This is a genomic window from [Muricauda] lutisoli (nom. illeg.) (assembly GCF_017313105.1).
In the GTDB taxonomy this organism is placed as follows: domain Bacteria; phylum Bacteroidota; class Bacteroidia; order Flavobacteriales; family Flavobacteriaceae; genus Flagellimonas; species Flagellimonas lutisoli.
The window spans coordinates 309,813-324,849 of the sequence record NZ_JAFLND010000003.1 but is presented as its reverse complement, the minus strand read 5'-3'; the positions used below and the strand labels follow the sequence as shown (position 1 = coordinate 324,849).

Below are 15,037 nucleotides of genomic sequence, written 5' to 3'. Positions count from 1 at the left end.
CTAATAATTGTACATTTGCAGCCCGTTAATCGGGATAGGTTATTTAAATCAATAATATTCGAGAAGTGGACACATTAAGTTATAAAACTATTTCCGCCAATAAATCTACTGTTGACAAGCAATGGTTATTGGTTGATGCTGAAGGACAGACCTTAGGAAGATTGGCGTCTAAAGTAGCCAAAATACTTAGAGGGAAATATAAGACCAACTTTACCCCTCATGTTGATTGTGGAGACAACGTTATTGTCATCAATGCAGAAAAAATCGACATGTCCGGTAACAAATGGGACGATAAGGAATATCAAAGATATACTGGATACCCAGGTGGGCAACGTTCCGCTTCCGCTAAAGAAGTATTGGAAAAGCATCCTGAGCGAATCATTGAAAATTCGGTAAAAGGAATGCTTCCAAAGAATAAACTTGGAGCTGACTTGTTCAGAAACCTTAAGGTTTATGCCGGTGCCGAGCACGGACAAGAGGCGCAAAAACCAAAAGCTATAAACTTAAACGACTACAAATAATGGAAGTGGTTCATAAGATAGGTAGAAGAAAAACCGCTGTGGCTAGAGTATACGTTTCAGAGGGATCAGGAAACATCACAGTAAACAAAAGAGATCTTAACGATTATTTTACCACTGGTACATTGCAGTATAAAGTGAAACAACCTTTCACTTTAACCGAAACTGATGGTAACTACGACGTAAAAGTAAATGTTTACGGTGGAGGAATCACCGGTCAAGCAGAAGCCGTTCGCTTGGCATTGTCCAGAGCAATGTGCGAAATAGATGCTGAGAACAGAGCTGTTCTTAAGCCAGAAGGGTTGCTAACAAGAGACCCAAGAATGGTGGAAAGGAAGAAATTCGGTCAGAAGAAAGCCCGTAAGAAATTCCAATTCTCCAAACGTTAATATATTTTGGGTGCTTCGGCACCCAATCTCAATAAGTTCATTGAAAACCCTGAAAGTGTACATATTTCAGGGTTATATTTTTAACCAAGTTGTCGTTGTTCCAAAAGGGATGAACAATTCAACTTTTTGGAAACTAGTTTAGCATCTAAATGTGCCGGGCGAACAAAATTTTGTGACCACCAGTACATTGCTACTTACAACGGAACGTAAACTAAGTACAAAAAATGGCAAGTAAAATCGAAGTAAAAGACTTACTGGAAGCAGGTGTGCATTTTGGGCACCTAACAAGAAAGTGGAATCCCAACATGGCTCCTTACATCTACATGGAGCGTAACGGTATCCACGTAATCAATCTCTACAAAACGGTTGCAAAATTAGAAGAGGCCAACGAAGCCCTTAAAAAAATTGCATCATCAGGAAGAAAAATCCTTTTTGTAGCCACAAAAAAACAAGCAAAGGACATTGTCGCGGACAAAGTATCCAAAGTGAACATGCCATACATCACCGAAAGATGGCCAGGTGGTATGTTGACCAACTTTGTAACCATTCGTAAAGCCGTTAAGAAAATGGCAGCTATCGACCGCATGAAAAAAGATGGCACCTTCAACACGCTATCCAAAAAAGAAAGATTGCAAGTTGACCGTTTGCGTGCCAAGTTGGACAAAAACTTGGGCTCTATCGCAGACATGACCCGTTTGCCCGGTGCACTTTTTATCGTGGACACCATGCGTGAGCACATCGCCGTAAAAGAAGCCCAAAAATTGAACATTCCAATTTTTGCAATGGTCGATACCAACTCCGACCCTCGCGATGTAGACTACGCCATTCCATCAAACGATGATGCCGGTAAATCCATAGAAGCTATTATGGAATCTGTGACCAACGCCGTTGCTGAAGGCTTGGAAGAGCGCAAGAGCGAGAAGAGCAGTGGTAAGGATAAAGAAAAGGAAGAAGCTAAAGCTGCCAAAAAAGAGGAGGCTCCAAAGAAAGAGGAAGCTCCGAAGAAAGAGGAAAAAGCAGTTGAAGAAAAGCCAGCAAAGAAAGCTGAAGCTGCTCCAAAAAAGGAAACCAAAAAAGAGGCTAAACCGGACGACCTGACCAAAATTGAAGGGATAGGACCAAAAACCGCTGAAGCTTTGGTAGCCAATGGAGTAACAACCTACGCTGAACTTGGAGATAAGGATGCCGAAACAATCAAGGAAATTTTGACAGAAGCAAGCTCAACCTTAGCTCACTTGGACCCAACATCTTGGCCAAAACAAGCCAAAATGGCTGCCGATGGAAAATGGGACGAACTTAAAGAATGGCAAGATAGCGTAAAAGGTGGGGTTGAATAAACCAACCGATTAAACATTATCCTAAACAAAAACACTCCTACAGTGTTTTACTTTACATAAAATTTAAAAAGAAAAGAAAATGGCAAAGATTACTGCCGCAGAGGTAAATAAATTAAGAAAAGCTACCGGAGCTGGAATGATGGATTGTAAAAAAGCTTTGGTTGAAGCAGAAGGCGATTTCGACCAAGCTATTGAAATCCTAAGGAAAAAAGGTCAAAAAGTTGCAGCAAAAAGAGCTGACAGAGAATCTTCAGAAGGTGCAGCTATCGCAAAAGTAAATGGCGATAACACACAAGGTGTAGTTATCTCACTAAACTGCGAAACCGACTTTGTTGCCAAGAACGATAGCTTTGTAAAACTTGCAAACGACTTGGCCGATTTGGCACTTGGTTTTGATAGCAAGGATGATTTCCTAGCCGCTTCTATTGATGGGATGACGGTAGCTGATAAATTGACCGAGCAAACTGGCGTTATCGGTGAGAAAATCGAGATTGGAAGTTTTGAAAGATTGAACGCACCGTTCGTGGGATCTTACATCCATGCTGGAAACAAAATCGCCACATTGGTAGGTTTGTCCGCCAATGTTGATGGTGCTGCAGAAGCTGCAAAAGATGTAGCCATGCAAGCTGCCGCGATGAACCCAGTTGCCTTGAACGAGGAAGGTGTTGACCAATCCATCATCGATAAGGAAATCGAAATCGCAAAAGACCAATTGCGCGAAGAAGGTAAACCAGAAGAAATGTTGGATAAAATCGCTCAAGGTAAATTAAAGCGTTTCTTCAAAGACAACACTTTGGTGAACCAAGCTTTTATAAAAGATAGCAAGCAGAGCGTTTCCCAATACGTTAAATCTGTAGATTCCAGCTTGGAAGTTACCGGATTTACGAGGGTAGCTCTTGGTTAATTCACCAACGGCATAAATACACGAAACCGCTTCTGAAAAGAAGCGGTTTTTTTATGCACATATCTAACCAACAATTCTTCATTTCCCGTAAAAATTTTTGATTATTTTTGTCCGGACTTCAAGAAACTTTCAATGCATTACAAAAGAATTTTACTAAAATTAAGTGGGGAAGCCTTAATGGGCGAACAACAATACGGAATAGATGCCAAGCGATTGGACGAATATGCCGAAGAAATAAAGTCCGTTGTTGAGAAAGGTGTTGAAGTTGCCATTGTAATTGGAGGTGGAAATATTTTTAGAGGCCTGGCAGGAGCAAGTCAAGGTATGGATAGGGTCCAAGGAGACCATATGGGGATGCTTGCCACCGTAATCAATGGTTTAGCCCTGCAGAGTGCTTTAGAATTAAATGGGGTTCAAACCAGACTCCAATCCGCCATTCAAATCAATGAAGTAGCAGAGCCCTTCATTAGAAGGAGAGCCATAAGGCATCTGGAAAAAGGACGAGTTGTAATTTTTGGCGGCGGAACAGGAAATCCTTATTTCACCACGGATTCTGCTGCTGTTCTTAGAGCCATCGAAATAAAGGCTGATGTGATCTTAAAAGGAACCCGTGTGGACGGAATTTACACATCAGATCCTGAAAAGGACAAAAATGCCACGAAATTTGATTCCATTTCCTTTAATGAAGTGCTCTCCAAGGGACTAAAGGTAATGGATACAACGGCATTTACTCTTAGTCAAGAAAACGAATTGCCCATAGTGGTTTTTGACATGAACACGAGGGGCAACTTAATGAAAATAGTTTCAGGAGAAAATATAGGAACAGTGGTCAATGTATAGGTTGGCACACACTTTGGTTTCAGTTTTATAAATTTGAAAGTTATGAACGAAGAAGTAAAATTTATTCTTGATAGCACAAAAGAAAGTATGGAAGCAAGTATTTCCCACTTGCAAAAAGCACTGACCAAAATCAGGGCCGGTAAGGCAAGCCCAATGATGCTTTCCACTGTAATGGTGGATTACTATGGTTCCCAAACCCCACTTTCCCAAGTATCCAATATCAATACCCCCGATGCTCGTACCATTTCGGTACAACCATGGGAGAAAAGTCTTTTGGCCGATATCGAAACTGCGATCATGAACGCCAATTTGGGCTTTAACCCAATGAACAATGGAGAAATGGTAATTATTAACGTACCACCCTTGACAGAGGAAAGAAGACTACAATTGGCAAAACAGGCCAAAGCTGAAGCCGAAGATGCCAAAGTGAGTATCCGCAGTGCAAGACAAGATGCCAACAAAGAGCTAAAAGCACTGGATATTTCGGAAGATTTGTTGAGCAACGCGGAAGTTGATGTTCAGGAACTGACCAATTCTTATGGCGACAAAGTGGATGCCATTTTATCCACAAAAGAAGCCGAGATCATGAAGGTGTAAAACTTGGATTTTGACCTCCACCTTTTCTAGGAACACAACATATCATTTTCTACCTTTGCGCCCAATAAAACCCACATGGTAGCAAAGCTCACTAAAGGATTTTGGCCTAAGGTCGCAAGAATTATACTCAGGAATAGGATTCTTATTCTTTTAGGGGTTATAGGTTTCACTGTATTCTTGGCATTACAATGGAAAAACATGAGGTTTTCCAATACGGAAGCCAATATTCTACCCGACGACCATCCGGCCAGTATTCAGTACAATGCCTTTACCAAAATATTTGGTGAGGAGGGCAACGCCATTGTTTTGGGCATTAAAGATTCTGCTCTATTTACGCCGAAAAATTTTAATCGCTGGAATGTGCTCAGCAAACAACTCGAGGCCTTTCCGGAAGTTGATTATGTTATTTCCCTCGAAAACCTTAAGGAGCTGATCAAGGATAACGACACCCAGACATTTGCCATGGAACCCTTGATTTCCACTCCACCGCAGACCAAACAGGAAATCGACTCCCTAACAAACCATCTTTTTAAGGAACTTCCTTTTTACGATAATCTGGTATACAACCCCAAGACGGGAACCATTCAAACCGTGGTATATCTGGACAAGGATATTATGAACACGGCGGTAAGAAATGAATTTATCCTGAACGACCTTGCGGAGCTCGTAGAGGATTTTGAAGAAGAAACCAACATGGATGTACGGATCTCGGGAATGCCATACATCCGAACCTGGAACACAAAATCCATTGTGGACGAAATCGGTCTATTTATCGTTGGTGCCCTATTGGTCACTTCCATTATCTTTTTCTTTTTCTTCAGGAGCTTTAGGGCCACATTCATTTCCATGTGCGTTGTAATCATCGGTGTTATGTGGGCCTTTGGAATACTTGGTCTTCTTAAGTATGAAATCACCATTCTTACAGCATTGATTCCACCATTGATCATTGTAATCGGTATTCCCAACTGTATTTTCTTGATCAATAAATATCAGCAAGAAGTAAAAAAACACGGAAATCAAGCTCTATCCTTACAACGGGTAATTTCCAAAATTGGCAATGCCACCTTAATGACCAATATTACCACGGCTTCCGGTTTTGCCACTTTCATTATTTTGGACAGTGATCTGCTCAAGGAATTCGGCATCGTGGCCTCCATCAACATTATAGGCATATTCATCCTTTCCTTATTGATCATACCCATCATTTATAGTTTTATGCCGCTGCCCAAAACAAAGCACCTAAAGCACTTGAACAAAAAGTGGATGGACTTCTTTGTCAATTGGATGGAAAACATGGTCAGAAACCATAGAATTGCCGTTTACATTACCACCGTAGCTGTTTTGGTATTGAGCATTATCGGAATATATCAGATGCGCATTACAGGAAGCAGGATCGAAGACCTCCCCAAAAAAAGTCACTTTTATAAGGACATTCAATTTTTTGAGGCAGAGTTTGATGGTATCATGCCCATGGAAATTGTTGTGGACACCAAGCGAAAAAATGGTGTAGTTAAGCCCGCCACCTTAAAACGAATGGACCGATTGGGCACTGTTATAGATGAAATACCGGAGCTTTCAAGGCCCATATCAATCGTTGACCTTGTTAAATATTCCAAGCAGGCCTTTTACAACGGAATCCCAAAATACTATCAACTGCCCACCAGTCAAGAGAACACTTTTATAATGAACGCTGTTCAAAAATCATCGACCGAAGGGACCAATGAGCTTTTACAAAGTTTTGTGGACAGCACGGGGCAAACGGCACGTTTGACCACCTATATGCGCGATGTGAAAATCGATCGTATGGAGGAAATCGAAAAAGACGTGCAACAAGCAATCACCAAAGAATTTCCAACGGAGCGATATAATGTTTTCATGACAGGCAAGGCCTTGCTTTTCCTAAAGGGAACAAAGTATTTGGTGAAAAATCTATTATTATCGCTCGCCTTGGCCATTGGGTTGATCTCGCTGTTCATGGCATATCTTTTCCGGTCATTTAAAATGGTGATCATTTCTTTGGTACCCAACCTACTGCCCTTGGTGATCACTGCTGGGGTCATGGGTTATCTGGGTGTACCTATTAAACCGTCTACCATCTTGGTGTTTAGTATAGCCTTCGGTATTTCAGTGGACGACACCATTCACTTCTTAGCTAAATACCGTCAAGAACTTTCTACCCACCGTTGGCATATAAAGCGATCGGTGTATGCTGCTTTGCGCGAGACAGGTGTTAGCATGTTCTACACCTCCATAGTGCTCTTTTTCGGTTTCTCCGTTTTTATCATTTCTAGTTTTGGAGGCACAAAAGCTTTGGGAGGCTTGGTTTCGGCCACCTTGTTATTTGCCATGCTATCCAATTTGATCTTATTGCCATCGCTACTTCTATCTTTGGAAAGGAGCATAGCCAACAAACAAGTACTCAAAAAACCTCAAATCGACATTTTACCGCAGGACGAGGACAATCCCAAGGACAAATAGTCTTGGAAAGAGCCATAAATTAGGCCATTACATTGCTATCGTTTTTTATCAAAAACCTATCTTTACCAACTAAATTACGATAGTTTTAGAATGATGTCTTATTCCATAAAAGAATTGCTAGAAAAGCAACCCGTAGGAGATTCCGTTGAAGTAAATGGATGGGTAAAAACATTTAGAAGTAACCGATTTATCGCCTTAAACGATGGTTCCACCATACATAACCTACAATGTGTCGTAGATTTTGAAAATTTGGACGAAGCATTGCTCAAACAAATTTCCAGTGGAGCTGCCCTAAAGGTAACAGGGACTTTGGAAGAGAGCCAAGGTCGAGGTCAAAGCGTGGAAATACAGGCTACCGATATATTTGTTCACGGTACTGCCGACCCCGAGACCTATCCTATTCAACCCAAAAAACACTCTTTGGAGTTTTTAAGGGAAAAAGCACACCTTAGAGTAAGAACCAACACTTTTTCTGCGGTAATGCGTGTAAGATCGGTACTTTCTTTTGCCGTACACAGCTACTTTCAACAGAATGGATTTTACTATATGCACGCCCCGATCATAACCGGTTCGGATGCCGAGGGTGCAGGTGAAATGTTCCGGGTAACTACTTTGGATGACAAAAATCCACCGGTGAACGATACCGGTGAAGTGGATTACTCCGAGGACTTTTTTGGAAAAGAGACCAACTTGACCGTTTCGGGACAGTTGGAAGCTGAGACCTATGCCATGGGATTGGGCAAAGTCTACACCTTTGGACCAACCTTTAGAGCAGAAAACTCCAACACATCGCGCCACTTGGCCGAGTTCTGGATGATCGAGCCCGAAATGGCATTCTATGATCTGGATGCGAACATGGACCTTGCCGAGGATTTCATTAAATATATTATCCAATACGTACTGGACCATTGCCAAGACGATCTTGCATTCTTGGAAAAACGCCTATTGGACGAAGAAAAGACCAAACCTCAGAACGAACGTTCAGAAATGGCCTTGATCGAAAAATTAAAGTTTGTTGTCGACAACAATTTCAAAAGGGTTTCCTATACGGAAGCCATTGATATATTAAAGAACAGCAAACCGAACAAAAAGAAGAAATTCCAGTTTCCAATTGACGAATGGGGAGCGGACCTACAGAGTGAGCACGAACGCTTCTTGGTAGAGAAACACTTTAAGTGCCCCGTTATCCTTTTTGATTACCCTGCAAACATCAAAGCATTTTACATGCGATTGAACGAGGACGGAAAAACGGTGCGCGCCATGGATGTACTTTTTCCTGGTATCGGTGAGATTGTCGGAGGTTCACAAAGGGAGGAACGATTGGATGTACTGGAACAAAAAATCAAGGAGCTGGATATCGATGCCAAAGAACTTTGGTGGTATCTGGACCTGAGAAAATTTGGTACGGCCGTACACAGTGGTTTTGGCCTTGGATTCGAGCGCATGGTACAATTCGCCACTGGAATGGGCAATATTAGGGACGTAATCCCTTACCCAAGAACACCGCAAAATGCCGAGTTTTAATTTGAATTTATTATTTTAAAAGAAGGTAAGATTGTAAATCATCAATCCATATGCTGAAACAACATCTACAGTTTAAGCTTTCCCAAAAACTGTCTCCACAGCAGATTCAGCTCATGAAGCTCATTCAATTGCCAACCCAGGCTTTTGAACAGAGATTAAAGCAAGAGTTGGAGGAAAACCCTGCATTGGAGAGCGGTAAGGAGGAAACTGATACTTTGGATGATATTTACGAGGACACCTACGATGATTCGGCCGACAATGAAAATATCGATACAGAGGAAATCAATATTGATGATTACCTGAGCGACGATGAGATACCGGATTACCGTACCCAAACAAACAACTACAGTGCAGATGACGATGACAAACGCGTACCCTACGCCGCTGGAACATCGTTCAACCAATATTTGCTCAACCAATTGAACACGGTTTATCTTGATGACCAAGAATGGGCAATTGCCGAGTTTTTGGTAGGCAGCGTGGATGAGAGCGGGTATATACGCCGACCACTTCCAGATATCATGGACGACCTTGCCTTTACTCAAAACATTTATGTGGAAGAGGATAAAATCGAGGAAGTTCTTAAAATTGTACAGGATTTAGACCCTCCCGGTGTGGCCGCACGTTCCTTGGATGAATGTTTGATAATCCAACTTAAAAGGAAAGAACAAAAACCATCTGTAGCGCTGGCCATAAATATTTTGGAACGATCTTTTGATCATTTCACCAAAAAACATTATTCCAAACTTTTACAAAAACACCATGTTTCCGAGGAAGAGCTTAAAGATGCTATATCGGAGATAGAAAAGCTCAATCCAAAGCCAGGGGGCTCCTACTCTGGGAACACCCGCATGATCGAGCACATTGTTCCCGACTTTTCAATAAAAATCGTGGATGGTGAACTGGAACTCACCCTAAACGGCAGAAATGCTCCAGAGCTGCATGTCTCCAAAGATTACAGCAACATGTTGGAAGGCTATAAAAACGCCAAGGAAAAGTCCAAATCCCAAAAGGATACGGTGATGTTCATCAAACAGAAGCTGGATGCCGCCAAATGGTTCATAGATGCCATTAGACAGCGCCAGCAAACCTTGTTTGTTACCATGAACACCATTATGGAGTACCAAAAAGAGTATTTTATGACCGGGGACGAGCGTAAATTACGTCCCATGATCCTAAAGGATATCGCCGATAAAATAGACATGGATGTATCCACGGTATCAAGGGTCGCCAACAGTAAGTATGTGGACACCCCTTATGGCACCAAACTGATCAAGGATTTCTTTTCCGAATCCATGAAGAATGAACAGGGGGAGGATGTATCCACAAGAGAAATCAAAAAGATTTTGGAGACCGTAATCCGTGATGAGGACAAGAAAAAACCGCTCACCGATGCGAAACTGGCAAAAATGCTAAAAGACAAAGGGTATCCCATAGCCCGACGAACCGTGGCCAAGTATCGGGAACAACTGGATATCCCAGTGGCAAGGCTACGAAAAGAAATTTGATGCGCCACGTATACAACATTATCTCTTACATTTTTCACCCATTGTTCATACCGATCGGAGGTACGATAGTGTACTTTAAGGTGGCTCCGTACAGTACGTTGGAGACCCAAAGTGGCAACATACTGCCAATTTTTATACTTACAGTAATCATTCCCATCATATTTTTCCTGATATTGAAAAATCTAGGGGTAATCAATTCCATATTCCTGCCAACGTTACAAGAACGTAAATACCCACTTTACATAAGTTGTATCATCTTTTTGATGATATTGTACAAAGTAATACCCAATAACTACGTACACGAGCTCTTTTATTACTTTACAGGGCTTTTGACCGCTACAAGTGCAACACTGATTCTGCTCTTCTTCAAATTTAAAACCAGCATGCATTTATTGGGCATGGGAAGTATTTTGACTTTTATGGTGGCCCTGAGCATTCATTTTGAGATAAATATCACCATTGCCATTAGCCTCTTTACGCTATTCACGGGAATGGTGGCCACATCCAGATTATACTTAAAAGCCCATACCAAAAATGAACTATTGATTGGTTTTCTACTTGGATGTTGCTCTCAGCTGATTATTTTGAAATATTGGTTATAGGATGTAAAAAATCAAGCCTATTCTAAGAACACTTAAATCTATTGGGTTACCCTCCAGCGAAGCTTCCTCCTTAAGTAAAGGATTTAATCCATAATACGCATGTACATTCCACGTGTTATACCCGAAATTGAGTGTAAGACCATATTGAAACGGCTCAATATCATCATTTGAAAACGAATCATTTCCATTGTCCGTAACCAATTTTGACCTACCGGAAAATACATATCCCAATTTGGCCCCAGCATAAATCCTCCAAAACTTATAATCTTTTGCATTGGAAGTACGCCATCGGATTTCGAATGGGAATTCGATGGAATGGGTTGCCAACTTACTCCTATTATAATCGGCTTGGGGAATAATTTCATAAACAACTGTATCACCATTTTTTGTAGCAACCAAATTGGAATAATATGAACTCACAGCATATCCAAAACCCAATCCAATACCGAAATTTCTATTCTGGTTAAATGGAATATCCTTAATAAATCCCATGTGAAGATTATAGGAAAGATTACGTTGGTCGAGATTGTCCGGCTTATCCAATAAAACATTATAGCCAACACCAAAGTAAAATTGATCTTCAAGATATCGAGGGTCGCTATCCTGCCCCTGATCATCGTTTATTTGACCGTAGGTCGACGCAGAAAGCAGCAAACAAATAATACCTAATACAAACGAAAATACGTTACGATCCATGAATATATTTTAAACAAAAAACGCCCCAAATTAAAAATTTGGAGCGTTTCCCACTAAATCTAAGCTATTGCCTACTGTAGATTGTTAAAAGCATCTCCTTCGTAAGTGGTATAATTCACTTTAAGGGCATTTACTTTTCTCAATTCTTGCTTAATATCAGTGATAAGACCCATATTGGCGTTCTTGTCCACTTTTAAAGCAGTAGTCAATACATTTTGAAGTTCTTGCGGTTTCTTTGCACGTTCTGCCAAAATAAATGAACCTACTTCGTCCACATTGGCAAATTTATCATTCAACTGGATTTTTGGTTCTGTACCAAAAACCTTTTGATATTCTTGAGTAGGTGTACCTACATAAATGTAAATTACGCGATCCTTCTTTTCCAACTTCTTTATTTCAGAAGCATTGGGAAGGGTATTAGCAACCATTAAGGAACTATCTTTCATTGTGGTTACTGTCATAAAGAAAAATAACAACATGAAAACGATATCAGGCAACGAAGCTGTTGACACCGCTGGCAAATCGCCATCTTTCTTTTTGGTAAACTTAGCCATATTAAATATAGTTTAATTGGTTGTTGTTTCAGCTTCTGAAAGCTTTTGTGGGAACATATCTTGAATACGCTTCACTTTATCTTTCAACTCATCTCTTACGTTTGAAGGAGTTTCCGGATTAAGGTACTCCGCCTCCATATCTGTAAAATCCCTTCCATAAATACGTTGGGCTTCACGGTTACGTAAGTCGTTGTATGCACCTACCAGTTCGTTCTGAACGGTAATGTAGGTACTATACTTGGTTTCCCGATCATTTTTCAATGAAATAATGGCTTTCGTTGGATTATCTGATGAGGCAGGATCTTTTCTACCCTTGCAGTAATCGCAAGAACCATCAGCTCCATTTTCAAGAAACTTAGAAGCAGCCTCTCTCAAATCACTGATTTCCATTAATTGATCTTCAACCAAAAGCTGACCATTCCTGTTGATGTTCACAGTAAAAATGTTTTTCTGCTTAATTACAGGCGGTTCTTCATTTGGCGGCTCGAACGGCGGCAACATACGATCCAACCCTGCATCTGTTTCTATGGTGGTAGTCACCAAGAAAAAGATAAGCAAGAGGAAAGCGATATCCGCCATGGAACCGGCATTTACTTCCGGTGCTCCTTTTCTTCTAGGCATAATAAAACTTTTTACTTAACAAACATTCTTTTCAATCCTGGGAAAACCATTAGAATCACCGCGATAACGGTTAGGATAAAGAATACGTTCAATCCCATTCCAATATTTTTCACAGTTCCTTCCGTGGTCTCTACGCCTCTTTCGGACATAGCTTCAACCACAGCCATGTTATCAGAAGAAAGCCCGTATGATACAGCTACTACAATAGCCAATCCTCCTATTGCGAAAAGAGCTTTCTTTAAACTTCCTTTTGTGGTAAACAGTTTTGCTAATCCGAAAACTACTGAAGTTACAACTGCAATAGCCAACAAGATGTACATAATGATGAACATGAAGTTCATTGATCCACTGTTTATGGCACCTGGATCATCGGCAGACGGAAGAGAGAACCAAAGAACGGCTGCAACCAATCCGATGACGATGAGTAATATTTTTACTATTTTATTCATGATTCTCGATAGTTTTTAATTCGTAATTATTTCTTATGGGCAGCCAACATGTCAATCAATGCAATTGAGCTGTCTTCCATGTCATTTACGATACTATCGATTTTAGCAATAATATAGTTATAGAAAATCTGAAGGATAATCGCTGTGATCAAACCGAATACGGTTGTTAACAACGCTACCTGGATATCACCTGCAATCAAGGAAGCACTCAAGTTACCTACAGCAGCAATTTTCTGGAAGGCCTGAATCATACCGATTACCGTACCCATGAACCCAAGCATGGGAGCAATAGCGATAAACAAAGACAACCAAGAAACATTTTTCTCCAATTGACCCATTTGAACACCACCGTATGCAACTACAGCTTTTTCAGCAGACTCGATTCCTTCATCAACTCTATCCAATCCTTGGTAGTAGATAGAAGCAACAGGTCCTTTAGTGTTTCTACAAACTTCTTTAGCAGCTTCAACACCACCTGAAGTCAAGGCGTCCTCAACTTGTTGTTTCAACTTAGTGGAATTTGTAGTTGCCAAATTCAAATAAATAATTCTTTCGATGGCTACAGCCAATCCCAAGATCAAACATAGAAGTACAATACCCATAAAGGCAGGACCCCCTTGGATAAATTGCTCTTTTAACACTTGGGTGAAACCTTTGCTGGCTTCAGCTTCTTCTTGCAACATTGCTGCAGATGCAGTTGTAGTTCCCATCACAAACATTCCGGCAGCCGCCAGAGTAAAGGATATTTTTTTCATTTTACTTAAACTTAAATTTAGTTAGTTAATAATGTTAAAGATATAAAAATTTTATAATAGAAAAACTAAAATACCTTGCAGAGAGGAAGGGATTCGAACCCTCGATACACTTTTGGTGTATACACACTTTCCAGGCGTGCGCCTTCGACCACTCGGCCACCTCTCTATTGTTTCATTTAGGGCGACCAATAAACAAAAAAATAATTAGTTATAGAAATTTGAAGCGTTAATTTTACACCATTTCACCACGAAGTGGCGTCTCGAAAATTGTCTTGAACAATTTGTCGGGAACCCCTGTCCCCAATAGGTACATCGCCTTTGTAACAGCAGCCTCGGTTGTAATATCCTTGCCGTTAACCAGTTGCATCTCCCTGAGTTTTTCACTGGTCTCGTAATGCCCCATAAAAACACTTCCTCCCGAGCATTGTGTCACATTGATTATGTGCAATCCATTTTCCACTGATTTTTTTATCGCATTCAGAAACCATTCGTCCATAGGAGCGTTCCCCGCACCATAGGTTTCCAAAATCAATGCCTTTAAATCGGGAATAGCAAGGACTGATTGCAGTACATTTTGGTTGATTCCGGGAAATAACTTTAGTATGGCCACCCGATTGTCCATTTTTTTATGGACCTGCAACGACTTGTTTTTGGTCACTTTCTTGATCAAATAGTTATGATGCACCTTTAAGTGAACACCCGATTCCACCAAAGGTGGATAGTTCAATGAATCAAAAGCCTCAAAATGTTCGGCATTTATCTTGGTGGTGCGGTTCCCTCTATAAAGTTTGTATTCAAAATACAGCCCCACTTCCTGCAATACCGGTTTCCCTTTTTTCTGAAGTGCAGCAATCTCGATGGAAGTAATCAGGTTCTCCTTGGCATCGGTGCGCAAATCACCTATGGGCAATTGAGAGCCCGTGAAGATAACCGGCTTCTGCAAATTTTCCAACATAAAGCTCAATGCCGATGCAGAATAACTCATGGTATCACTGCCATGAAGCACCACAAAACCATCATTATCCTCATAATGCTCCTCTATAATGGATGCAATGACCGCCCAATAATGCGGATTCATATTGGAGGAGTCTATGGGATCATCGAATGACACGCCCCTTAGGTTACAGTCCAATTGTTTCAACTCTGGAATATTCTTTACCAGTTCATCAAAATTGAACGCCTTGAGCGCGCCGGTTTTATAATCCTTTACCATACCGATGGTACCCCCGGTATATATCAGCAATATGTTGGTCTTTTTTTTCATA

Annotated in this window: 16 protein-coding genes and 1 tRNA gene; 10 read left to right on the top strand and 7 right to left on the bottom strand. The window is 40.9% G+C overall.

Annotation, left to right across the window (positions count from 1 at the left end; all coding sequences use genetic code 11):
• The first annotated feature begins 65 nt into the window (after positions 1 to 65).
• The 10 genes from rplM to J0X13_RS12350 all read left to right on the top strand — a co-directional run bounded on the left by rplM (position 66) and on the right by J0X13_RS12350 (position 10,697).
• Positions 66 to 521: a 50S ribosomal protein L13 gene (gene rplM / locus J0X13_RS12395; RefSeq protein WP_207029486.1), complete on the top strand. Its 456-nt coding sequence runs from the start codon at positions 66 to 68 to the stop codon at positions 519 to 521.
• A complete protein-coding gene (gene rpsI, locus J0X13_RS12390) occupies positions 521 to 907 on the top strand; it encodes a 30S ribosomal protein S9 (protein WP_207029485.1) in 387 nt (128 codons plus the stop codon). The genes rplM and rpsI overlap by 1 nt, the downstream gene beginning before the upstream one ends.
• Before the next feature lie 224 nt (positions 908 to 1,131).
• Positions 1,132 to 2,244 (top strand): 30S ribosomal protein S2, encoded by a 1,113-nt coding sequence (gene rpsB / locus J0X13_RS12385; RefSeq protein WP_207071728.1) that lies wholly within the window; start codon positions 1,132 to 1,134, stop codon positions 2,242 to 2,244.
• Between the two features lie 79 nt (positions 2,245 to 2,323).
• The gene (tsf, locus tag J0X13_RS12380) at positions 2,324 to 3,148 is read left to right on the top strand and encodes a translation elongation factor Ts (protein ID WP_207071727.1); all 825 of its coding nucleotides are present in this window, start codon (positions 2,324 to 2,326) and stop codon (positions 3,146 to 3,148) included.
• Between the two features lie 132 nt (positions 3,149 to 3,280).
• On the top strand, positions 3,281 to 3,988 hold the full coding sequence (pyrH, locus tag J0X13_RS12375) for a UMP kinase (RefSeq protein WP_207071726.1): 708 nt from the start codon (positions 3,281 to 3,283) through the stop codon (positions 3,986 to 3,988).
• 42 nt (positions 3,989 to 4,030) lie between these two features.
• Positions 4,031 to 4,585, top strand: coding sequence for a ribosome recycling factor (frr, locus tag J0X13_RS12370; protein WP_207071725.1), 555 nt, complete (start codon positions 4,031 to 4,033; stop codon positions 4,583 to 4,585).
• 75 nt (positions 4,586 to 4,660) lie between these two features.
• Positions 4,661 to 7,063 (top strand): efflux RND transporter permease subunit, encoded by a 2,403-nt coding sequence (locus tag J0X13_RS12365; RefSeq protein WP_207071724.1) that lies wholly within the window; start codon positions 4,661 to 4,663, stop codon positions 7,061 to 7,063.
• Between the two features lie 90 nt (positions 7,064 to 7,153).
• A complete protein-coding gene (asnS, locus tag J0X13_RS12360; RefSeq protein WP_207071723.1) occupies positions 7,154 to 8,587 on the top strand; it encodes an asparagine--tRNA ligase in 1,434 nt (477 codons plus the stop codon).
• A 50-nt stretch (positions 8,588 to 8,637) separates the two neighbouring features.
• The gene (gene rpoN / locus J0X13_RS12355) at positions 8,638 to 10,095 is read left to right on the top strand and encodes an RNA polymerase factor sigma-54 (RefSeq protein WP_207071722.1); all 1,458 of its coding nucleotides are present in this window, start codon (positions 8,638 to 8,640) and stop codon (positions 10,093 to 10,095) included.
• Positions 10,095 to 10,697, top strand: a complete 603-nt coding sequence (locus J0X13_RS12350; RefSeq protein WP_207071721.1) for a hypothetical protein — start codon at positions 10,095 to 10,097, stop codon at positions 10,695 to 10,697. The genes rpoN and J0X13_RS12350 overlap by 1 nt, the downstream gene beginning before the upstream one ends.
• On the opposite strand, the gene J0X13_RS12345 is transcribed toward J0X13_RS12350, so the two are convergent.
• The 7 genes from J0X13_RS12345 to J0X13_RS12315 form a co-directional block, all read right to left on the bottom strand.
• Positions 10,692 to 11,393 carry a porin family protein gene (locus J0X13_RS12345; RefSeq protein WP_207071720.1) on the bottom strand — a complete coding sequence of 234 codons (702 nt, stop codon included), beginning with the start codon at positions 11,391 to 11,393 and terminating at the stop codon, positions 10,692 to 10,694. The genes J0X13_RS12350 and J0X13_RS12345 overlap by 6 nt on opposite strands.
• Positions 11,394 to 11,464: 71 nt before the next feature.
• The gene (locus J0X13_RS12340) at positions 11,465 to 11,947 is read right to left on the bottom strand and encodes an ExbD/TolR family protein (protein WP_207029475.1); all 483 of its coding nucleotides are present in this window, start codon (positions 11,945 to 11,947) and stop codon (positions 11,465 to 11,467) included.
• Between the two features lie 12 nt (positions 11,948 to 11,959).
• Positions 11,960 to 12,568, bottom strand: a complete 609-nt coding sequence (locus J0X13_RS12335) for an ExbD/TolR family protein (RefSeq protein WP_207029474.1) — start codon at positions 12,566 to 12,568, stop codon at positions 11,960 to 11,962.
• An 11-nt stretch (positions 12,569 to 12,579) separates the two neighbouring features.
• Positions 12,580 to 13,017 carry a hypothetical protein gene (locus J0X13_RS12330; RefSeq protein WP_207071719.1) on the bottom strand — a complete coding sequence of 146 codons (438 nt, stop codon included), beginning with the start codon at positions 13,015 to 13,017 and terminating at the stop codon, positions 12,580 to 12,582.
• Positions 13,018 to 13,043: 26 nt separating this feature from the next.
• Entirely contained in the window at positions 13,044 to 13,772 is a 729-nt protein-coding gene (locus J0X13_RS12325) for a MotA/TolQ/ExbB proton channel family protein (RefSeq protein ID WP_207029472.1), read from the bottom strand.
• Between the two features lie 78 nt (positions 13,773 to 13,850).
• Positions 13,851 to 13,938, bottom strand: a tRNA-Ser gene (locus J0X13_RS12320).
• Positions 13,939 to 14,004: 66 nt separating this feature from the next.
• Positions 14,005 to 15,036, bottom strand: coding sequence for an asparaginase (locus J0X13_RS12315; RefSeq protein WP_207071718.1), 1,032 nt, complete (start codon positions 15,034 to 15,036; stop codon positions 14,005 to 14,007).
• Position 15,037: the final 1 nt, after the last annotated feature.